The sequence below is a fragment of the Ornithinimicrobium sp. genome, assembly GCF_030537745.1.
Lineage (GTDB): Bacteria > Actinomycetota > Actinomycetes > Actinomycetales > Dermatophilaceae > Ornithinicoccus.
On the sequence record NZ_JAUNVI010000008.1, the window covers coordinates 15,069 to 37,287 of the forward strand.

At 68.2% G+C, this 22,219-nt stretch carries 15 protein-coding genes; 6 read left to right on the forward strand and 9 right to left on the reverse strand.

Annotation, left to right across the window (positions count from 1 at the left end; all coding sequences use genetic code 11):
* Positions 1-445, reverse strand: a 445-nt coding sequence (locus Q4P07_RS03205) for an ABC transporter permease (protein WP_303373452.1), incomplete at its 3' end; no start/stop codon positions are given.
* Positions 442-1,701, reverse strand: a complete 1,260-nt coding sequence (locus Q4P07_RS03210) for a nucleotide sugar dehydrogenase (protein ID WP_303373453.1) — start codon at positions 1,699-1,701, stop codon at positions 442-444. The genes Q4P07_RS03210 and Q4P07_RS03205, both read right to left, overlap by 4 nt.
* Before the next feature lie 144 nt (positions 1,702-1,845).
* On the opposite strand from Q4P07_RS03210, the gene Q4P07_RS03215 reads away from it, so the two are divergent.
* From Q4P07_RS03215 to Q4P07_RS03225, 3 genes are read left to right on the forward strand one after another with little or no spacing between them, the layout of a single operon-like run.
* Positions 1,846-2,940, forward strand: coding sequence for a glycosyltransferase (locus tag Q4P07_RS03215; RefSeq protein WP_303373454.1), 1,095 nt, complete (start codon positions 1,846-1,848; stop codon positions 2,938-2,940).
* Positions 2,937-3,533, forward strand: coding sequence for a hypothetical protein (locus Q4P07_RS03220; RefSeq protein WP_303373455.1), 597 nt, complete (start codon positions 2,937-2,939; stop codon positions 3,531-3,533). The genes Q4P07_RS03215 and Q4P07_RS03220 overlap by 4 nt, the downstream gene beginning before the upstream one ends.
* The gene (locus Q4P07_RS03225; protein WP_303373456.1) at positions 3,530-5,218 is read left to right on the forward strand and encodes a hypothetical protein; all 1,689 of its coding nucleotides are present in this window, start codon (positions 3,530-3,532) and stop codon (positions 5,216-5,218) included. Before Q4P07_RS03220 ends, Q4P07_RS03225 begins: the two co-directional genes overlap by 4 nt.
* Here Q4P07_RS03225 and Q4P07_RS03230 read toward each other — a convergent pair.
* Positions 5,167-8,187, reverse strand: coding sequence for a glycosyltransferase (locus Q4P07_RS03230; protein WP_303373457.1), 3,021 nt, complete (start codon positions 8,185-8,187; stop codon positions 5,167-5,169). The two genes, Q4P07_RS03225 and Q4P07_RS03230, sit on opposite strands and share 52 nt — an antisense overlap.
* Before the next feature lie 2 nt (positions 8,188-8,189).
* Entirely contained in the window at positions 8,190-8,573 is a 384-nt protein-coding gene (locus tag Q4P07_RS03235) for a hypothetical protein (RefSeq protein ID WP_303373458.1), read from the reverse strand.
* 401 nt (positions 8,574-8,974) lie between these two features.
* Here Q4P07_RS03235 and Q4P07_RS03240 point away from each other — a divergent pair, with 401 nt between their 5' ends.
* Positions 8,975-10,705, forward strand: a complete 1,731-nt coding sequence (locus tag Q4P07_RS03240; RefSeq protein ID WP_303373459.1) for a glycosyltransferase family A protein — start codon at positions 8,975-8,977, stop codon at positions 10,703-10,705.
* On the opposite strand, the gene Q4P07_RS03245 is transcribed toward Q4P07_RS03240, so the two are convergent.
* Positions 10,671-12,839: a hypothetical protein gene (locus tag Q4P07_RS03245; protein WP_303373460.1), complete on the reverse strand. Its 2,169-nt coding sequence runs from the start codon at positions 12,837-12,839 to the stop codon at positions 10,671-10,673. The genes Q4P07_RS03240 and Q4P07_RS03245 overlap by 35 nt on opposite strands.
* Positions 12,840-12,889: 50 nt before the next feature.
* On the reverse strand, positions 12,890-14,026 hold the full coding sequence (locus Q4P07_RS03250) for an inositol-3-phosphate synthase (protein WP_303373461.1): 1,137 nt from the start codon (positions 14,024-14,026) through the stop codon (positions 12,890-12,892).
* A 141-nt stretch (positions 14,027-14,167) separates the two neighbouring features.
* Between Q4P07_RS03250 and Q4P07_RS03255 the strand changes: the two genes are divergently transcribed.
* Both Q4P07_RS03255 and Q4P07_RS03260 read left to right on the forward strand, forming a co-directional pair.
* Positions 14,168-16,429, forward strand: a complete 2,262-nt coding sequence (locus Q4P07_RS03255; RefSeq protein WP_303373462.1) for a transglycosylase domain-containing protein — start codon at positions 14,168-14,170, stop codon at positions 16,427-16,429.
* Positions 16,430-16,451: 22 nt separating this feature from the next.
* Entirely contained in the window at positions 16,452-17,834 is a 1,383-nt protein-coding gene (locus Q4P07_RS03260; RefSeq protein WP_303373463.1) for a glycosyltransferase family 87 protein, read from the forward strand.
* Here Q4P07_RS03260 and Q4P07_RS03265 read toward each other — a convergent pair.
* The 3 genes from Q4P07_RS03265 to Q4P07_RS03275 are packed head-to-tail and all read right to left on the reverse strand — an operon-like array spanning position 17,770 to position 22,218.
* Complete coding sequence (locus Q4P07_RS03265) at positions 17,770-20,136, reverse strand: acyltransferase family protein (RefSeq protein ID WP_303373464.1); 2,367 nt, start codon at positions 20,134-20,136, stop codon at positions 17,770-17,772. The genes Q4P07_RS03260 and Q4P07_RS03265 overlap by 65 nt on opposite strands.
* Positions 20,133-20,747, reverse strand: a complete 615-nt coding sequence (locus Q4P07_RS03270) for a hypothetical protein (protein WP_303373465.1) — start codon at positions 20,745-20,747, stop codon at positions 20,133-20,135. Before Q4P07_RS03270 ends, Q4P07_RS03265 begins: the two co-directional genes overlap by 4 nt.
* Complete coding sequence (locus Q4P07_RS03275) at positions 20,740-22,218, reverse strand: CCA tRNA nucleotidyltransferase (protein ID WP_303373466.1); 1,479 nt, start codon at positions 22,216-22,218, stop codon at positions 20,740-20,742. The genes Q4P07_RS03270 and Q4P07_RS03275 overlap by 8 nt, the downstream gene beginning before the upstream one ends.
* Position 22,219: the final 1 nt, after the last annotated feature.

The window sequence follows — 22,219 nt, forward strand, 5'->3', positions numbered from 1 at the left end:
GCATCACCGTGATCGGCAGCAGCACCCGGGGAAACTTCAGCGACCGGATCATCCCCGTCTTGCCAAGCACCGACTTTCCGCCGGAGGTCATGGCCGCCGAGATCGGGATGAAGGTAAACAACCCGATGGTGAGGAAACTGATGAAGTTATCGATACCGGCCCGGGTGCCGATGAGGAGGCCGAAGATCAGGAAGTAGGAGACACCGAGCAGGATCGGGTTGATCACGGACCAGAGCAGCCCGAGGTAGTTGTCCTGGTGCGCGGCCACGAAGTCACCTTTGGCCATCGCCAACATCAGGTGCCGATGGCGCCAGACGTCCCGGAGGTAGGCCCCGAAGGACGGGCGCTGACCCACGAGCTCGAGGCCATGCTGGGCTGCCAGCGCCTCGGCCTCCTGTGGGGTCAGGGTCGGCAGGGCGCCCCCCTCGGGGACACCTGTGGTCACAGTCGGAAGACCTTCTCCCCGCCAGTGACTTTGCCGCGCGTGTCGAAGAAGACTTGGGCGGCGGCGGCCAGCGCCGAAAGGTCGTAGTCGCGGTGGTTCTGGACCAGGATGGTCAGGTCCGCGCGGCTGGCCGCCTCGGCCGGGTCGGTGACGGCGCTGGCCTCGGGCACGGCGCGCCACGTCGCGACGTGCGGGTCATGGAACTGCACCGTGGCACCCTTGGCGAGCAGGTGGGTGGCCAGCGGCACCGCTGGGGACTCGCGCTGGTCGGCGATATTCGGCTTGTAGGTTACGCCGAGCAGCAGCACGGTAGAACCCTTGAGCGGTTTGCCCTCGGCATTGAGGATGTCCTGGGCGCGGGAGACCACATACGCGGGCATCCCGGAGTTGATCTCCTGGGCAAGCTCGACGAAACGGAAGGGGTAGCCGAGCCGCGCACGGACGTTGTAGGAGAGATAGTTGGGGTCGATCGGGATGCAATGCCCGCCGACGCCGGGGCCCGGGTAGAACGCCTGGAAACCGAACGGCTTGGAGGCTGCGGCGTCGATGACGTCCCACAGGTCGATGTCCAGCTCGTGACAGAACCGCGCCATCTCGTTGACCAACGCGATGTTGATGTGGCGATAGGTGTTCTCCAGCAACTTGGCCGCCTCGGCCTCACGGGTGCCTTTGGCCCGGACGATGGAGTCAACGAAGGCGCCATAGAAGTCGGCTGCCGCATCTCCGCACGCCGGCGTGTGTCCGCCGACGACCTTCGGGGTGTTCTTCGCGCCGAACTTCTCGTTGCCCGGATCGATCCGTTCCGGGGAGAAGGCCAGGTGGAAGTCCGTGCCGGCGACCAGCCCGCCTGCCTCCAACTTGGGTCGGACGACCTCGTCGGTGGTGCCGGGGTAGGTCGTGGACTCCAGGATGACGAGCATGCCCGGCCGGAGGGTGTCGGCGATCGCGTCGACAGCTGCCTCCACCGCCGTCAGGTCCGGCCCACCCTCCTGCGACAGCGGGGTGGGCACGCAGATCACCGCGACCTGCGCCTCGCCGATGCGGGAGGGGTCGGTGGTGGCCTCATAACCGCCGTCAATCATCTCCGCGATGTCTGCGTCGGACAGGTCGTCGACATGCGAGCGGCCAGCGTTCAGGTCGTCGATGAGGCCCTGGTTGATATCGAAGCCCAGCACCTTCTTACCTGCCCGGGTCGCTTCCTGCGCCAGCGGGAGACCGACGTAGCCCTGTCCGATGATCACGGCATCAACTGCCATGTGGGTAACTCCTTGGGTCGTCCGGCGCTGTTCCCGTGCTCGCGCACCGACTGACGGTCACTGCGTTGTCCCAGCAATACCTCGACGTTGGCGCGCGGTCATCATACCCATGAGCAGGTGAACGTCACATGTCATGATCGAGCCATGCCCGCAGCCCCTTCAGTGCTTCTCGTCTCCAGCAACGGCGCTGGTATGGGGCACCTCACCCGGCTGCTCGCCTACGCCAGGAGATTCCCGGCAGGGGTGACCTGCCGGGTGCTGTCCCTGTCCCAGGCGGTGCCGGTCGTGGAGCAGGAGGGCCTGGAGTGGGAGTATCTGCCCAGCCAGGGCGCCAGCGGCCTCCGCCCTGCGCTCTGGCGCACGCTGTTTGCGGAGCGCGTCAGCGAGATCCTGCACCGAGTGGATCCCGATGTGCTCGTCTTCGACGGCACCCATCCCTACGCAGGGCTGGACAAGGCCTTGGAAAGCCATCCACGGACGCGGTCGGTCTGGTCCCGGCGGGGCATGTGGCGGCCCGGGCGCAACGCCGCACAGCTGGACAAGGCTGGCTGGTTCGACTCGGTGATCGAGCCCGGCGACCTCTCCTTCGCGGCCGACCGTGGCGAGACAGCCTCCGCGACCGACGCCCTCCGCGTGGGTCCGGTGACCCTGGTGGATCCGGAGCAGCTCACCCCTCGCGAGGCGGCCCGCGCCGCCCTGGGGCTGCCGGCGGACGGTCCGCTTGCCCTGGTGTCCCTGGGCGCGGGCAATATCAACGACACCGATGACGAGGTCGGCGCCGCGGCAGCAGCTCTTCGCCGTCGAGGCATCGGGGTCTGCGTGACCGCACCCTCGATCGCCGAGCGCGCCTACTCCGGGGACGGCGTGCACCTGGTCCGCCACTTCCCGCTGTCCGAGCACTTCCTGGCCTTCGACCAGGTGGTCGCCGCAGCCGGCTACAACTCCTTCCACGAGTCCCTGCGGTTCGGTGTCCCCACGGTCTTCGTCCCCAACGACCAGACCTCCCTGGACGACCAAGGCGCGCGCGCTCGACACGCCCACGAGCAGGGCTGGGCGCTCTCGACCCCGACCCTGACCGGGGGCCGGGCCGAGGCCGTCATCGACGAGCTGCTGGCCCGAGGGACGGACCTCGCCGCGCGCGCCCAGGCGGACGACCCAGGCAACGGGGCGGCGCAAGCGGCGGCCACGATCCTCCAGCTCGCTGACGCTGGCGCCCACCAGAGGAGCCGAGCACGATGACGCTGCCCTCCCGCACCCGACGCCGTCAGCAGACGTTGGCACGTCTGGTCCGCCGGGCACCCGGCTACGACTGGGCACTGCACGAGCTGCTCCCCAAGGTCCGCCGCAACCCGGTCCTGACCGACCTGGCCTGGCGCATCTTCGTCCCCGGCACCACTGTCGGCGAGATCGACGTCCCGTTCCATGGCGGCCGCTACCTGCAGGGCAGTGACGTCAACCGGCTGCCGATCATCGGGGTGGTGGGCCTCGGCCTGGACGACGCGAGCGTGGCTGCCTTGATCGAGGAGGTGGCCGCTCGACAGCGTGAGCTGGCTTCCTTCCGGCCGCTGCTCATCCTCGACAGAGCGGCGTTCGGCCCCGCGCGCGAGCACGGTTATGTCCTTGAGGTGCTCACCTCGGCGGCGCAGTGGGACGACGCCGCGCCCACCTGGCCGAGCTGGTCAGACTATGCCGGCGATCGTCTCGCCTCGCTCATCGACCACTACCAGCTGTGGCACCTGGCGCTGACCGAGGACGGACACCTGCGACCGCTCGACGTCGCGGTGCTGGAGCAGCTTCGACGCCGCCTTCCTGCCGAGCTGGAAGTGCGGTGAAGGAGTTGCGTCAGCTCGGTCGCGACGCTCGCCGCCGGCTCGCGCGCAGTCCCGCTGGTGCGGTGTGGCGCCGAGTCCGGGGCCGTCACCGGCTGCTGCCCGGCAACCGCTCACGATCCGCGACCCTGCCCGGTGCGTCGCCCTCCACCCGGCCGTTCCCGGTCCCCGCGACCGAGCTGGACCGGTCGCGCTACGACATACCCGACGACGCGGTGGCAGCCGTCCTCGACGGCGCTTTCGGCCACGGTTATCTGCTCTCCAGCACGGGATCCCCACAGCTCCCCGGCTTCCTCGACCAGTGGGCCTGCCTGCGCGTGGGTCCGCTATGGCTGCGGACGGCACCACGCACCGTGGTCACCGTGTCGAGAGACGACAGCGACGCCAGTGCCACGCACATCGTCATCCTGCTCGGTCACCCGGTCGACGTGGACCTGCACACGACCAGGGCAGCGGCCATCGCCGACCGGCTGCGCGACCTGCTCGGGCTGGAGAACGGGCACGACCTCGCGGTGCGGAGCGCCGCATACCTGGCTGGCCGGTGGACCGCCGTGCTCGTCTCCGGTGGACGGTGCACGGTGCTCACCGACGCGATGGGCTCCCAGCCGGTCTTTTACACGCACGACACAGATGGGGTGACCTTCGCCTCCTCCGACGTCCTGGTGGCGCTCGCCCACGACCTGCCGGTCGAGCCGCGCCTGGCCAGCCTGGAGCAGGAGATCCGCGAGCTGCATCCCCGGGGCGTGGTCTATCTCCCGGGGAAGGTGACCTGCTTCGAGGGCGTCGCGCAGGTCGTCCCCAACTGTCTGCTGACCTTCGAGCTGACCCAGGAACCGACGGTGACGCACCGACGCTACTGGCCGTTCGAGCCGCGCGTGGAGCAGGGCGACCTGGAGGCGGTGCACGCGGAGTTCGCCGACCGGATGCGCCGGCAACTGGCGTTGTTTGCCGAGCTCGGCCCGCTCGCCTGGAGCCTGACTGGCGGGCTCGACTGCCGCGTCGCCCTCGCGCACCTGGACCTTGCCACGGCCGAGCAGAGCTGTGCCTTCACCTACCTCAACCCTCGCGACGTCGAGCGTGACCCCACGGGTGGAGCGATCCGTGACGTCTTCGTCGCCAACCTCCTGGCGCACCGGACCGGCCTACGGCATCGAGTCCTGCGCTGGCGGCAGGCCAAGAAAGGCACCACCTTCCGGCGCATCCACGACGCGACCCACCCGGTCCGACCTCTGTCTCACGGGGCGGCGCACGCGATGTGGGCCGACCTCCCGCACGACATCTTCGAGGTGCAGGGCAACGGGGGCGAGATCGGCACCGTCTTCCGGCGCGACCGCAGCACCGATCCGCTGACACCCGCCAAGGCTGCGGGCATCTGGTTGGGCAGCGTCTTTGCCTCCACGCCCAGGTATGTCGATCTCCTGGCCGACTATCTCGAGCACGCCCACCTGGACGACGCCCGGCTCCTGGGCTACAGCCACTACGACGTCCTCTATTGGGAGCTGCGGATGGGCCGCTGGGGATGGACGAAGTTCCTGGACGGGGACCTCTCCCACCGGATCCTGCCGCCCTTCAACGACCGTCGGCTGCTCGAGGTGATGCTGAGCCTGCCCGAGGAGCAGCGGGTCGGTAAGGCGCTCTATGCGCGGGTGCTGCGGGACGCGCCGCTGCTGCAGGTGGACGACGACTGAGGCGGCTTGACCTGCCGCAGCACCAACTCCCGTGGGGGACGCGCGCTCCACCACGCCAGCGTCGACCATCCTTCCTGCACTTCAGCACCCGCCAGGCGACACAATTCCTCGTCCTCTGCATGTCCCTCCCACGCGCCGCGGCCCGCGGCGAGCGTGAGACCGTCCCGGTCCAGGAGGACCGCAAGCACCCCCTCGGGAGCAGTGCACACGAGCCTCGCGGGGGACCACGAGGGCTCGCTGATCCCGGCCAACCCTCCGAGTAGCCAGGGGCGGATCGTCTCAGGGGTTAGACCGTGGTGCAGGATGACCGCGCCGTCGGCCCGTTCGGCATCTGCCGCCGACCTCAAGACAAGGCGCTCCACGTCCACGCCCGACCCTGCCTGCAGCCTGACAACTCCACCGCAGGAGAAGGTCAACCGCACGTCTGCCATGGAGGCTTCCTGCACCGGCGCCTCACTTTTGATTGCTCCCGCGCGTGAGGAGAGCATCCGGGCCAGCTTATGGACGAAACCTTGGTGTCCGTACCGCTCGCGGACGGCGGCGCGCGTGCTCTCCACGCGGGCGGCATACCCCTGCGGGTCCGACACGTAGGCGGCGATGAGCGCCTGCGCCTCCCCTGGCTTGGCATAGTCCAGGGCGTCTCCGAAGGTGGGACGGTGCTTGGGATGGGCGATCACCAGCACCCCGCTGGCAGCGGCCTCCAGCAGCGTCCGGCCGAAAGCCTCGTGAGCGTCCGGGTTGTCCAGATACAGGAAGAAGTCCAACCCAGACAAGAACTCTCGGACGTCCTCGTCCCGATGGGGGAGGATCTCCCAAGCCGGCGGGATAGGCGGGGCAGACCGACCATTTTCCTGCCGAAGCCTGCTCACCGTGTGCGCGGCACCCAGCATGCGGACCCGGTAGCTGTCAGGGAAACTGTAGCCACGCAGCAGGTCCTCGAACGACCCTGGGAACTTGATCCGGTCGTCGCGCGAATGACGCCCTACCACGATGGGTCGCCCGTCAGCGCCGGGGTGCCCCGTCGGTCGAACCGACCAACTATCGACGTCGATCAGGCCGGGGCTGTCCCAGTCTGTGAGCGACACCTCGGCGTCCTCCTGCTGGAGGATTCGCCGGATGGTCGGACTCTGCGGAACCCAGCGCGGAGTGACGCCGAAGGTCTCTTGCGTCCGCGCGGAGACGTCCCTCACGACATACCTCTGGTCGCTGCCGTCGAGCTCGAGCGGCCCCTGGTTCGCCATCACCAGAACGTTCGCAGCACGGACAGAGCGCGTCAGGTAGGGCGGGTACTGAAGGATCGGCGGATAACGAATCATCAGCACGTCGATGTCGACGTCGTCGTCGGCGTGGATCCACTCGACCTCCCGCGCCTGGATCAGTTCCAGGAGCGGCGCGCACAAAACCTGGTCCTTGTTGGTCATGAACCGCAGCGCCTCGAGGTGCATGACCGCGACCCGCAGACCACCTTCGCGCGCCGCGCGGATCTCCTCGAGCATCGAGCGCTGCGGGCCGCCGTCCCTTCGCCAGTCACCAGCTAGGCAGAGGTGGAAGTGCGCTGGTGCAGCAAGCAAAGGTTCAACGGCACGGCTCCACCGACGGGGCTCCAGGAACCTACGTGGCAGGTCCGGGTCGAGGTAGGGGTCGCTCTCACCTCTGCTGATCTGCTGGTGCCACTGCGAATACATGGATTTGTACTGATGCCGGGCAGGATGTCGCCAGCCGTGGGAGAACTCCTCGGCAGATAGCGTCCCATCGCCGGCACGCAGGATGGTCGTCGTCTCCTCGATATCAAGCACGACCTGACCAAAAGAGGCGACCAGTCGACGCGTGAACTCAGTGTCGGCGCCTTTGCGCGTGGGGTCGAAAAAGCCGATTCGCGAAACCACCCGACGCAACCGGAAAAGCACCGTCGCGGCTGAGGGGAAGCGCGGGTCGTAACCCGGGCGGGTCAGCACGAGATCTGGAGTGACACGGACACCCTGGGCGCGGGTCGCCAGCAAACCAGGGTCGTTGACTAAGGGCTCGACGCAGACCTCCAGGGTCTGCGGGTGCCACCAGTCGTCGGAGTCGATCACGATCGCCAGGTCACCACTCGCCTGCCTGAGGACCGTGTTACGGGCGCGGTAAGTGCCGCCGTTGACGGCTTTGCGGATGAGCGTGACACGCTCGTCCATGGCCTCGACGCGGTCCAGAAGCTCATCCCACGCCCCCCCGTCATGCGGCCCCGAGGCGTCATCGACCACGAAGAGTTCCAGGTTGGCCCAGGTCTGGGCCAACACCGAAGAGACCGCGGTGAGCAGCGAGGGACCGGGGCGAAAGGTGCTCATGATCACCGTGACTCGCAGGGGGGACTCGACGGCGGGCCGATGCTCGACCCGAAGGTCGTCGAGGTTGGGCATCTTGTCCCGTGCCGGCGCCTCGAACGGGGCCAAACGCTGCGAGTGCAAAGCCCGCGAGAAAGCAGACGCCCAGTCGGCCCGATCAGTGTCGCCAGCCAGCCGGGGGTGAAGGGCATCCGCACGAATCGAAGCAGCCACCCCGCGGCGGACCCTCTCGTCCCCCACGAGGTGGAGAGCTCCGTTGACGTCTCCATCCAGCAAACGGAGTTGGGCCAGCAGTTCTACTTTGTCCCGCGGCAGCGTGGCCCACTCAGCAGCACGGGACAACTGGTCGAGCATCAAGCGAGCGTTGCGAAACTCGCCTTCGAGCTGGAGGGCGAGGACCTTGGCGTAGTCCGCCACCGCTCGGGCATCGCTGTCTGTTGGTGGCAGTCGGTGGGCAGGGTCCGCCGCCCAGGCCTCCAGCTCTGCGGGACCGTGGCCTGGCCAGGCCACCTCGGCCAGGATCTCTCGCGCATATCGGGACTTTGTTCGCAGCGCAGTGCTGACCAAGGCTCGAGGTCGCCGTGCCGCGACTTTCGCGTGATCGGCAGCTACCCCCTGGGTCGTCGCGTGGAAATGGTGGTCCACGCTCACGGCTCGTTGCGGTCGACGCGCTGAGCTGCCAACTCGACAAGCGCGTCGTCAATCCCCCGCTGCATCCGGTCGAGCCGGCCTGTGTATTGGGCCTGCAGTAGACGCACCGCGCCGACCACGTCCTCCTGAGTGACCATCGGCTCTACCGCTGCCCGTTGAGCCCCATCGGCCAGTGACCGGCGAATCTCATCGCGGACGAAGTTACGCAGGCTGCGGGTCCGACGCAAGGTGTCGACCTGCACAGCCAAGATGGCGGCCCCAAGAAGCGCCCCTGCAGCAGCAGCGAGCACCCATATCTCAAGCACCACCCCCACGACCAACAGTCCCCCGAGGGACAGGCCGATCAGAGCGCCCACGGTCGGGAGGAGGCGAGCGCCCACCCAGGTTCCTTTCTCCTCTACAGCCGCGTGCCGAATGACCGACCGGCTGACGAACAGTGTTTGACTGTACCTCAGGAGTCTCGCACTGCATCTGTGTTCTCCGCCCAGTTCGACCACCTCCCAGGAGGGCCCACATCACCGCGCCACGCCTATCCGACCCTTGGCTAACTTGGCGGCTCCGCAGGGGATGGGACGGCGCCCATCCGGAGAACCTCGCCTACCAGGCGCTCCGGATGAAGTCGCTACCCGCGTTAGAGGCGCTCGTATCTGTCGTCACGGGAGGCAGGCTAAGAGCAGCACCCCTACTGCGTCTCATTCTCCAGGACGGTGTGCCGGCGGCCTATCTCTCCGGTTCACGGGCTCGTGCCCTCGGCTGTGTCGGCATGGCGTGGGCGGGAATGATGAGGAACGTCGACGAGATGGCTGGCGCCTCCCGTATTGCGACGGCCCTGTGCGAAAAGGGTCTGATGGCCGGCCTCGGGGCCGAGCACCACCTGGTGGGTGCTCAGGCGATGTTTCTCGCGGGTGATCACGCAGAGCTCACCCGGTGGCTGCCCTCGTTCGACAAGCTGAAGTGGGAGGTCGCGCACTACCTGCGCACGGATCTGCTTAATCCCTTCACCCCCCACCCGGCAACAGCGCCCGCCCCTGCCGACGCTAGCCCGTGGACGAAGGGCCTCAGCGCCGTATTCGTCAAGGCCGGCCTGGCCCCGGTGGTAACGCAGGAATCCCACGATGGCCTGCCCCCCTTCGACCTGTTGGCGGTCAAGGGGGCCGCGCCCGGCTGCGTCGGTGGGGAACTCGTCACGGTCATCATGCCCTGCTACCGACCGGACAGCGGGTTGATCACTTCCATCCGCTCCATCAGCCGACAGACCTGGGCCGACCTGGAAATCCTCGTCGTCGACGACGCATCAGGTCCCGACTATGCCGACCTGTTCGCGGCGGCCGTGGCCCTGGATCCCCGAGCCCGACTGATCTCGATGCCTCAGAACGGTGGCTCCTACCGCTGCCGCGCGGCCGCCATCGACCAGTCCACGGGCAGCCTGATCACTTTCCAGGACGCGGACGACTGGTCCCACCCTTCACGCATCGAGCGCCAGGTAACGGTCCTGCACGAGCAGTCGGCACCGATGAGTCGCAGTCATGCAATCCGCGCCAAGGACGATCTCACGCACCAGTGGCTGGGCTATCGACCTATGCGCGCCAATGCCTCCTCGCTCTTGGTCCGTCGCACGGTCCTCGAGCAGCTGGGCGGCTTCCTGCCCATCCGCAAGGGTGCAGACTCCGAGTTCGCCGACCGAGTTCGAGCCCTCGCCGGACCTATCGCGGATACTCGTACGCCCCTAGCGATCACCCGACTCCGCTCCGGTTCGCTGTCGCGCGGTGACTTTACCTACTCCTGGTTCGCGCCCGACCGACTGAACTTCCGGGACGCCTTCATGGCCTGGCATCGGAGGCTAGCGGCCCAACGGGAGACCGAGGGTGAGGTTCGAATCACCACAGGCGATCTCGACGCGTTGCCGTTCGCAGTGCCGCCCTCCTGGGTCCGTGGATTGGAGGGCGAGAGGATTATCCAGACGGACCTGCCCGTCACCTACCTCGGCAACTTCTCTACGGAGCAGGTCTCGTCGGCGATGGTCTGGCTCCAGTCGATGATCGGCGCAGCGGGGCAACCCCACTCTCCGACCGGGTGGTGGCACCACGAACTGCCCGTCCCCCAGAGCGCAGCGCGACCGTCGGTGATGACGGCCTGGCTGGATAAGGTCGTGCACCGACCGCACCTGGTCCCAGTCTCCCGAATCGATCGGGTCAACGTCGGCCTGCTCGCACTCGTCGACCCGGGGGCCCTTCCCCTGGTTGCGGGGCAGGACTGCCACGTCGATGTGCGGGAGGTCCAGGTCTGGCTCACGCCCGCCGTCGTCGAGCCGGGCCACTCGCTCCTGCCCGAGGACCTTCTCGGGATCTCAGACCTGGTGTACGAGCTCTGGTCCACCCGCCCCCAGTGGGTGCTCGCACCATTTCTGAACGACGACGAGCGCGAGCACGTCCGATCGAGCCTGCCCGGACTAGACATCGCAGAGGCTACTGATGCGCTCAGTCTCGCCGTCGGTCGTGGCGCAGGCATGTAGGTGCTAGGCGCTGTCCCAGGATGAGGTCGCGATAGTCCTGCGCTACCCGATCAGGGTGGAAGAGCTTGAGGGCGTTCTCAACCGCCGTCCTGGACTCCTCCGGCCAACGCTCCTCTTGGGTCACTAACCGGATGCGTCGCTCCGCAGCGTCGAGATCGTCCACCACCCATTCTGGCGGATAGAGGGTGCGCGGTCCCCCGCGGGCAGCGAGCATTGGCCAGTTGCGCACCACCGGAACGGCCCCTGACGCGGCGCCCTCGACGAGACCGAGGTGGCAGCCCTCTCGGAGGCTCGTGGACAAGATGATCCCCACCTGGCGCATGGGTTCGGCGACGTCCCGGGAGGGTCCGACGATCTGCACCCTGTCGCGCAGAGCCGGCGACGCCAGGCGCTCCCGGAATAGTTCGACGTAGTCGGCCGTCATCGGCCCCGGGTCGTCCTTGAATCCCGGCCCGATCAGCACGAGACGCCAATTCGGATCCCGTTCCACCAAATCGAACGCCCACAGCGGGTCCTTGACTCGTCTCCCCCACCCGATCATCCCCAGGGTGGTGGGCGCGTCGGCCACTTTGGGGCGAGCCATTTCCTTGAGTGAGGTCACGACGTCCAGGACCTCCACGGGGACACTCACCCCGTGCAAGCGAAGCAGGTCGATCACCACGCTTCGCATGGCTTGGCTGACGACGACCACCTGCTCGATCCGGTCCCATGCGACCAGATGCAGCCAAGGATCCAGAGCATCGAGTGCGTGAATCCGCAGGATCAGGCGTACGTCCGGTGGGCACAGGTGAGAAACCCACACGGTGGCTGGGTCGGCCCAGTCGCTGAAGACGACGTCGGCCCACGCGAGCATCGTGCCGATCCCCTCCCTGGTCTCCTGGGCCTCCTGCTGCAGTTGCGCGCCGACCTCGTCGGCCAAGGCCCCTCCACCGCGGTTGATGGAGCTCAGCAACGCGGCCAGCCTCGGCAATGTCGTGGGGTCAAGGATCTTGCGACCTAGGTGAGGGTGCTTGCGGGTGTAGTCGCGGATTTTTACCTCGGCGACTCCCTCCAACGCCGCGACTACACCTCGGTGGAACTGGCCGTAGGCGCCGGTAACGACCAGCACCCGCTGCCGCCGTCCCTGTGGGCGGTCGGGACCCTCCACGTTCTGCACCGGTCCCGGCTCGCGGCAGGGGGGCAGGAGCTCGCGGAAGGTGTCCGAGCGGACGAGGGAGCTCAGGAAGGACTCCGGATCGTCAACCAACGGGGTCTGCGACACCTCGCTGTGGCGAGCCCGATGGAACAGCAGTGACATCGCGTCTCCGAGCCTGCTGAGGGCGCGCATCGACAGTCCCGCTGCAAGGGCCGTGTTTGCGCCGTCCAGGGTTGCGTCAACAATCCGGGCCAACTGGGCGTTGTCCACGGCCTCACCGTCAATCAGTCCGAGGGAAAGATCAGCAGCGGCCGCGCACGCGGCGAGCCCCGAAGTGAGTCGCTCGGCTGGGGGCCAGCCGGCGGAGTCAAGATCGAGTACGACGTGCTCACTCTGGATCAGACCGTGCCGACCGCGAGACTGGTGGCACGCGTCGACGACGGCGTCGAGCGGCCGCAACGAGGACGGCACGTTCGGTGCGCGCACTCGGTCTGCAGCGGCGCAAAGCGGGTCCTCCAGCAGGCCGGTAAGGATCGCCTCCAGCGCAGCGACATCGGATTGGGCCGCGGACCACTGCACGGGTCCCAGCACGGCACGATCGGCCAAGAGTTCATCCACTGCCCCTAGAGCTGCCGCCGCAGCAGGATCCAGGCTCCAGACGATCTGCGCGTCGAGCAGCTCCTCACGCAGCGCACGGCTCCGCTTGACGGCCCAGACCAGCCGGAAAGGAGCATGGACACGTGCTGAGATAGCTGCCGCTCGGGCGAGTGTAGGTATGAGGCGCAGCCTGGCCCGCCAGCCGTCGACAGGTCGCGCGAGGACAGGCACGAAGTCGATGTTCGTCGACGGGGTCGATGCCTCGCAGATGAGCGCCACCGACCAAGGCCACCACGGCGATCCCCGATCCCACCCGGCGACCCGCTCCAGCGACTCCACGTCGCTGGCCACGAAGAGGACCCGCCGGGAGTCGAGCCGCACTGGCCGAGAGGGGGACGACATGGCACCAGTGTGGCACCGGTCGGAGAGACCTCGGCGTTCCAAAAGTGGCTTTAGACGCCGATCTGTTCCGCCACGACACTGGCGTCGGTGGACTTCGTGCTCTCCGCCGAGGCCGGGATGTCGCCGCGGATGAACGCTTCGACCGCGGCGCGACCCTCCTCGTCGGGCAGCTGCACCGGCGGGGACTTCATCAGGTAGGCCGAGGCGCTGACGACCGGTCCACCCTGGCCGCGGTCCAAGGCGATCTTGGCCGCGCGGATCGCGTCGATGATGATGCCCGCCGAGTTCGGGGAGTCCCAGACCTCGAGCTTGTATTCCAGGCTCAGCGGCACGTCACCGAAAGCCCGACCCTCGAGGCGCACATAGGCCCATTTGCGGTCGTCCAACCACTGCACGTAGTCGGAGGGGCCGATGTGCACGTCACGAGGCGCCATGTGCTGGTGCAGGTTGGAGGTCACCGCTTGGGTCTTGGAGATTTTCTTGGACTCCAACCGCTCCCGCTGCAGCATGTTCTTAAAGTCCATGTTGCCGCCGACATTGAGCTGGAAGGTGCGGTCCAAGGCCACGCCACGGTCCTCGAAGAGCTTTGCCATGACGCGGTGGGTGATGGTCGCGCCGACCTGGCTCTTGATGTCATCTCCGACGATCGGGACGCCTGCTGCCTCGAACTTGGCCGCCCACTCCGGGTCGGAGGCGATAAAGACGGGGAGCGCGTTGACGAAGGCCACGCCCGCGTCGATCGCGCACTGGGCATAGAACTTGTCGGCCTCCTCGCTGCCGACAGGCAGGTAGGAGACCAGCACGTCGACCTGTGCGTCCTTGAGGACCTGCACGACATCGACCGGGTCGGCGTCAGACTCCTCGATGGTCAGGCTGTAGTAGGTGCCCAGGCCGTCCAGGGTCGGTCCACGCTGCACCGTGACGCCAGTCGGTGGCACGTCAGCGATCTTGATGGTGTTGTTCTCACTCGCCCCGATCGCGTCGGCAAGGTCCAACCCGACCTTTTGTGCGTCCACGTCGAAAGCGGCGACGAAATCGACGTCGTTGACGTGATAGTTGCCGAACTTGACGTGCATCAGCCCAGGGACGGTGGCCTGCGGGTCGGCGTCCTTGTAGTACTCGACCCCCTGGACCAGTGAGCTGGCACAGTTGCCCACGCCAACGATCGCTACCCGTATCGATGTCATTGACTCGAACTCCTTCGTGCGGATGAAATGTCTGCGGTCGCCCCAGAGCGGGCGCCTACCACCCCTGCACAACACCGCTGGACCCCTCCAGATTCCGGTGAGGTCCAGAAACTGCCCAGCGTCTGCGGGCACAATGGCTCGGTGAGCCCCAAGACTTCCCCTCCGTCGACCCGCCGCGAGGCCCGCGCAGCTGCCCGTCGTCCCGCTCGAAGGTCAGGTCGACTTCGCCGCGTCCTGATCTGGCTGCTGGCGCTCGGCTTGGCTGCCGTCGCCGGCCTGGCGGCGGCTTTTGCCATCGCCTACTCACGGACCTCGCTGCCCGCACCCAACGACTTCGCTGACGCGCAGAGCACGATCCTCTACTACGCCGACGGGAGCACCGAGCTAGCGCGATTCACCGGAGGCTACGACCGGGAGGACGTCGCCCTCACCGACGTGCCTGACCACGTGCAGAAGGCGGTGCTGGCAGCCGAGGACCGCAGTTTCTACGAGAATCAGGGGGTCTCGATCACTGGAACAGCCCGCGCGGCCTATCGCAGTTTTACTGGTGGCGGACTGCAGGGCGGGTCGACGATCACTCAGCAGTACGTCAAGAACTACTACCTGAACACCGACCAGACCCTCAACCGCAAGGTCAAGGAGCTGCTCATCGCCGTCAAGATCGATAACGAGCAGACCAAGTCGCAGATCCTGGAGAACTATCTCAACACCATCTACTTCGGCCGCGGCGCCTACGGCATCCAGACTGCCAGCCGCGCCTACTTCCGCAAGGATGTCGCGGACCTGACCGTCGCCGAGGGCGCCTTCCTCGCCTCAGTGACCAACGCCCCGTCGCTGTTCGACCCCGACTCCGCCGAAGGAAATAAGGAACGGGCGCAGGCACGGGTTAGTTATGTGCTGGACGGGATGGTCGACGAAGGCTGGCTCTCCGCCGCTGACCGCGCCGCCGCCACCTTCCCCAAGATCGCCAAGACACCGCCCGCGACTGCGGTCCAAGGGGTCAACGGCTATGTCGCGCAGGCCGTCCGCGAGGACCTCCGATCGGTGCTCGGGATCGAGGACGCCCAGATCGATTCTGGTGGACTGCGGGTCACCACGACCATCGACAAGGCGCACCAGGACGCCGCGAAGGCTGCCATCAAGGAGTTTCGACCGACGGGCCAGGGTGCCGACGACATCACCATGGCGCTGTCTGCTGTCCGGCCCGGCGACGGAGCGATCACCGCGATGTATGGCGGCGACGACTTCCAGAAGACCCAGCTCAACGCGGCGACGGACGCCCAGGTGCAGGCCGGCTCGCTGTTCAAACCGATCACCCTTGCGGCAGCGGTCGCAGACGGCGTGAGCACTCTGTCCACCTTCTCAGGGCCCAGCCCGATGACGTTCGGCAACGACGGTGGCACGGTGGACGTCCGCAACTTCCGCGACCTCTCCTTCGGCACGCTGGACCTGCGGGTGGCGCTGGCCGAGTCGGTCAACACCATCTATGTCCAGCTCAACGAGCAGATCGGTCCGGAGAAGACGGTCCAGGCCGCCCTCGACCTGGGGCTGCCCAAAGACACCCCTGGCCTGGGCACCGACCTGACCAATGTGCTCGGCACGGCAAGCCCCACCCTGGTCGAGATGACCAACGCCTACGCGACCATCGCAGCCCAGGGTGAGCGCGCCACGCCATACCTCGTCTCCGAGGTGCTGGACGCCAAGGGCGAGTCGATTTTCGAGGCCACACCAGAGACCGCCCGCGGCATTGATCCAGACGTGGCTGCGGACGTGACGGACGCGATGACCTACGTCATGACGCAGGGGTCGGGCACCACCGCCGGCGACCTCGGTCGGCCCAGCGCCGGCAAGTCGGGCACCAGCGAAAACAACGTCTCCGCGTGGTTCGACGGCTTCGTCCCCCAGCTCGCAGCCGGTGTCGTGATGTACAAGGGAGACGGGACGGTGCCGATGCAGGACATCGGCGGCGTCGACCAGGTGACCGGTGGCTCCTTCCCCGCTCAGGTATGGGGAGAGTTCATGCGTCGGGCGATGGAGGACGAGCCGGTGCAGGCTTTCCCCGAGCGCGCCGGCGTCGGCGATGTGACGCAGCAGACGCAACCACCGGTCATCGACGAGGGGCCGGCGACCGTGGCGCCCACCACCGTGGACGAACCGACGCAGACCACCTCCGACGCGCCCACGGAGACGACCTCGGAGGAGCCGACCACCACCGAGCCCACCGCTCCGGAGCCCACTACCCCCGAGCCGTCCCCCCCCGCCCCCCCCCCGCCGGCCCCGACCTCGGCCGCACCAACCATCCCCCCACCCACCCAGCCCCCACCCCCCCGCCCAGGCAACAGTCCCCCCGGAAATGAACCCCCGGGGCAGGGAAACGGCAGCACGCCCGCACCGACCGGCTGAGCACCACCTACTCTTGGCTGTCATGACGTCGGTGCCTCGCGAGCGCACGCGGCGTGACGTCCCCTACGTCGTGCCGTCGTGGACCGACCCCGTCGTGGCCAGGGCCACCAGGATCATCGGCGGACCCGTCGGGCGGTATGCCGTGATCGGGGGTCGTGGCCTGCTCGGCGTCGCGATCGCCCTGGTGTCGCTGGGGACCGCGATGCTCGCCCTGGGCGTGTGGCAGAAGGGCCACTGCTTGATGAAGGGGTGGAGCACGCCCAGCCAGTTCTGGCGAGCCTGCTACTCCGACCTGCCCGTCACGCACGTGAGCTCGTCACTGGCGTTGCGAGAGTTGCCCTGGGTGGGGTCCACACCCTCCACCCAGCCACCATTGTCCGGGCTAGTGATGTGGGTCCTCGCGCAGGTGTCCCCACGGGTCGGGCAGGGGGTCGACGCGCAGCAGGCGATCTTCATCGGTTGGGTGCTCATCGCCGTCTTCCTCCTGGCGGCCGCCATCGTCGCCGCCGTCGCGCTCCAGCCTGGTCGCCCCTGGCAGGCCGCCCAACTGGGCGCCAGCCCGGTGCTGGTCACCCTGGCGTTGGTCTCGACCGACCTCCTCGGGGTGGCCTTGACGATGATCGGCCTGTGGGCCTGGCGAAGAGACCGACCCTGGCTGGCTGGGGTCCTGCTGGGACTCGCCTGCCTGGTGCGGCCCTTCCCCATCGTCTTTCTGGCGGCGATCGCCCTTTTGGCGTGGCGTCGAGGAGAAGCCATGCGCGCCGCCCAGGTGGTCGTCGGTGGCCTCCTGGGAGTCCTGCTCGTCCTGGTCCCGCTGGTCACGATTGAGCCGCAGTCGCTCACCGCCGTCCGTGGCTGGTGGGGACAGGGCGCGGGGTATGGCGCGCTGCAGATGGTGCCGCAGCTGAGCGGGCTCCCGTACGGTCCCAGCGCCTGGATCGCGTCGGCCGGGTGGGCATGCGCGCTCATCCTGGGCGCCGTCGTGGTCCGCCGGTCAGCGTGGCGCCGGCTGCAGGAGCAGCAGGTCGCGGCCCTGATGATGCTGGTGGTCGTGCTATCCGCACAGTCGCTGTCGGTGCAGTCCGGATTGTGGGTGCTGCCATTGCTCGCGCTGTCGGCCCGTCCATGGTGGGAGCACCTGGTGTGGGCCGCCGCGGAGACTCTGCACTTCGTGATGACCTGGCTGCACATCGCCTTCGCCTCTGACCCGGGCCGTGGCCTGCCTGGGGAGACCTACGCCCTGGTGATCGTCCTCCGGCTGGCGGCGTGGTCCTGGATCCTGTGGCGGATCTGGGAGGAGCCACGCAGGAGATCCGACCTTGCCGGGGACGCTCTGCCGATCACTCTTCGCCGATCCGCCGACCTTCCAGCAGCGTCGATCCAGCGGGTGCCGGGAGCCGGCTGAGCTCCACCCACGGGGTGAGTGCCTCGTCGACGAGGTCGGTGAGGGAGCGGATATAGGTCGCCGACAGGTGGTTGGTGTCGCGCCAGACGACGACGTCCCCGAGCACCGGGGAGCAGCGCGCTCCGGGGCAGATCGCCTCGGTCAGATCGATCATCGGCAGCCCCGGCCGCATGGACTCGAGCTCCCCCTGCCCGGTGCCGGCACGTTGCAGTCCCTCCGCCCGGTCGAAGGCGCAGGCGCTCGCCTTGTCCGGGTGCGCCAGCAGGCACTCGGGCACGTCGAAGTCGGGGCGTGGGACATCCCGGATCAGCACCGGCATGATGCCGGCGGCCCGCAGTCCGTCGACCCGCCGGGCCAGCGCCTCTGCCATCGTCCCCCCCGACACGCGGTAGGCCGCCGAGGACAACACGACCACGTCCGGTTTGCTGTCGATCAGCTGCTCCCAGGCGCGCGGCTGATAGGCCTGGCACTGCTGGTAGCCCGCCGGACCGGCGTCACGCGCAAAGGTCAGCTCCTCGGTCGGAGGGCAGGAAGACTTGGTGATCGACAGGACGCGCCACCCACGGTCGCGGCCGATCTCGTCGAGCGCGGTGATCCACATACCGGCGTGGCTGTCCCCAAAGAGGGCGACCGTCACGTCCCCGTCAGGGTCGCCGGCGCGGCAGACGCCGGGCTTGCTCTGAGCCAGCCCGATGAAGCAACCTTCGGGCTCGTTGACGGGACGGTCGTCGGGCACCTGCTCCACGGGTATGGCGAGGGTGCCCAGCTGGTCGGGTATTGGTGGGTCTGGCCGGGGGCTCGGCGCGGGCGCGGGGAGCATCCCCTGCGCTCCTTCCCCGAGGTCTGACCCCGCTAGCAGCTGATCATCGAAGGCGCCCGCGAGGTCCTCGGGGGAGAGCATCCCGGCCCCTACCGGCGCCCGAAACTGATCGACCAGCTCCGGGGTGCGCCAGGCCACCGCGTCGGTGGTGGCCGACGGTGGCGCGCTGAAGAGCAGCACCATCCCCGCCAACACGCCAGCGAGGGTGCAGTTGATCCCCAGCAGCAAGGTCCTGCGGGTCGCGACGCCCGGGCCCAGCGCACGGCTGAGCAGCCGCCCGCGGACCCGGATAGGGTCCTCGACATACCTGAAGGACAGCCATGCCGGCACGATCGAGATGACCACCGCCAGCAACCCCCAGTGGACGGGCAACGTCTCAGGACCGCCCCGGCCGACGCCCGCCAGCGAGGCCGCCGCCGCCACGAAGGGCCAGTGCCACAGGTAGAGGCTGTAGCTGATCCGACCGACCCACTGCATCCACCGCGCGCGCAGCAGCAGGTCCGGACCGAAGCGGTTGCTGCGGAAGCCCGCGATCAGCACCAGCGCCGCCCCGACCGTGGGCAGCAGCGCCACGGTGCCGGGGAAGGCCATGTCAGCGTTGATGACGAACATCGAGGCGACGACCATGCCCAACCCCAACCAGCCCAGCGCAAACATCAACCAGCGGGGGATGGAGGACCACCGCAGCGCGCCCAACCCCACGACGGCGCCCAGCATGAGCTCATAGATGCGGGTCGGCGTCACGAAGTAGGCCTGCGCTGCATAGACCTGCGTCCACCACCACGAGATCCCGAGCGAGGCGATCAGCAGGACCAGCGTGAGGACCCAGGAGCCAACCAGGAAGACCTTGGCGCGGCCGCTGGCCAGCACCAGGAGCGCGAGGAGCAAGAGCGGCCAGAGCAGGTAGAACTGCTCCTCCACCGCCAGCGACCAGTAGTGCTGCACCGGACTGGGCGCGCGCGAGACGTCCAGATAGTCGACTGCCCCGCTCGCGAGGCGCCAGTTGACCACATAGGCGGCCGAGGACAGGATGTCTGCGCCGATGTCGGCCCACCGGGTGCGGGGAAGCACCGCCAACGTCAGCACGGTGCTGCCCAGGAGCGCGGTCAACGACGCGGGCAGCAGCCGCCTCGCCCTGCGGGCGTAGAACTTCGGCACGTCGATCCGTCCGCGGGCACGACCCTCCTCCAGCAGGAGCACGGTCATGAGGAAGCCGCTGACCACGAAGAAGACATCGACCCCGGCGAAACCGCCCGGCACCACGCTGACCCCCGCGTGCCAGAGCATCACCGCGATCACCGCGATGGCGCGCATGCCCTCGATGTCGGTGCGGAAGTCTCGACGGATCGGTGGCACCTGCAGGGCGTGCCGGGCTGCTCGGAGGGCTCGCAGGCGGGCTCGGGTCAGCGGCGCCTCCGTGTCGGGGCCGGGTGTCTGCTGGTCGACGCGGCCGCCGCGGGTGGAGGCGGACAGGGGGCTCACGCGGCGACCTGGGTTGGGGCGCCGGGCTGGGTCGCGAGCTGCTCCCACCTCCGGTGCCGTCGCTCGGTGAGCAGAGCCACGGTCAGGGACACCGCGGCCGCACCGATCCACCAGCCCGAGAGGCGACCTTCAGCGGCCGTCGGCACGGGGGCGGCCATGGACAGGTCCAGCTCGCCGGGGAACTGCGAGATCACCAGGGCCGCCGCCGTGTCGGCCGCGAGCGCCGCGAGCCGCGGGTCGTTCGCGCGGGCCGAGACGAGGATGAGGTGCTCCTGCGGGATCCGGTCCACGGACAGGCGGACCTCTCCCCGCCGTCGCTGGTCCAGCTCCATCTCCTGCTCGACCCGGGGCTCGAGGTCCAGGGCCGTGAGCGCGACCGCGGCCCGCTGGCCGACGTGGTCGGTCGTGTTGGTGATCGTGGCGGTCGAGGCGTAGGTGTCCGGTCCAGCCAGCACGACCCCGAGCACCGTGACTAGGGCGACGAGCACCACGGTGACCCAGGGCAGCGACGCCAGCGCAGGCCACCATACGCGTTGAGCGGCCCGGGCGCGCCGGGCGTCCTGGGAGGACTCTCCAGCTCGGGAGCGTGCGCTCTGCCGATGCCTAGCCATCCCCCGACTCCGGCTGCTCCAGCCACCATCGCAGCAGCTCCTCCCGCGCCGCGTCCTGCCCGACCTGGCCCTGGTCGAGCCGGTAGGCCAGCAGGTGCTTGTAGGCACGGCCGAGGACCGGCCCCGGAGTGATGCCCAGCGTCTCACCGATCTGGTTGCCGTCCAGCTCCGGACGGATCGCTTTGAGCTCCTCCTCCGAACGCAGGCGGTCCACCCGCCGCTCGAGATCGTCATAGCTCGCGGCGAGGCGGGCCGCGCGCCGGCGGTTGCGCGTGGTGCAGTCGGCGCGGGTCAGCTTGTGCAGCCGGCCCAGGAGATCGCCCGCGTCACTGACATAGCGACGCACGGCAGAGTCCGTCCACTCTCCCGCGCCGTAGCCGTGGAAGCGCAGGTGCAGCTCCACCAGCGCAGAGACCGCCTTCACGGTGTCCTTGTCAAAGCGCAGCGCCTTGAGCCGGACCCGGGTCATCCGGGCACCGACCAACTCGTGGTGGTGAAAGCTCACGCCCCCACCCGGCTCGAACCGGCGCGTCGCCGGCTTGCCGATGTCATGCAGCAGGGCGGCGAGGCGCAGCACCAGGTCAGGACCGGGCACCTCGTCCTCGCCGGTCGCTTCCGGAGGGTCCTCCAGGCCGATAGCCTGGTCGAGCACGGTGAGACTGTGCTCGTAGACGTCTTTGTGGCGGTGGTGCTCGTCGACCTCCAACTGCAGCGCCGGCAGCTCCGGGAGCACCTCCGCAGCCAGCCCGGTCTCCACCAGGACCTCCAGGCCGGCACGGGGATGCTGCCCCAGGATGAGCTTGACCAACTCGTCACGCACCCGCTCGGCGGAGACGATCTTGATGCGGCTCGCCATACCTGACATGGCGTGGAGAACGTCGAGGGAGGGAACCAGACCCAGTGACGACGCAAACCGGGCCGCCCGCATCATCCGCAGCGGGTCATCGCTGAAGGAGATCTGGGGGGTATGCGGTGTCCGCAGGACCTTCTCGGCCAGATCAGCCAGACCTCCGTGGGGGTCGACGAACGTCAGGTCGGGCAGCCGCAGCGCCATCGCGTTGACGGTGAAGTCGCGGCGCACCAGGTCTTCGTCCAGGTTGTCCCCGAAGGCCACCACCGGCTTGCGTGACTCGGCGTCGTAGGCGTCCGCCCGGTAGGTGGTGAACTCCAGCGTGCGATGGCCCCGGCGCGCACCGATCGTCCCGAAGGCGCGACCGATGTCCCAGGTCTTCTCCGCCCATCCGGTCAGGATTGCCTCGATCTGCTCGGGTGAGGCTGACGTGGTGAAGTCCAGGTCTGGCGAGGTCCGCCCGAGGAAGGCATCGCGGACCGGACCGCCGACCAGCGCCACCTCCTGCCCGGCAGCTGCAAAGAGATCACCGATCTCGGTGAGCAGCGGGAGGGTCGGCGTGAGGTTGCGCAACGCCCGCACGAGGAGGGCGGCGTCGTCAAGAGTGCTGGGAGTGGACATT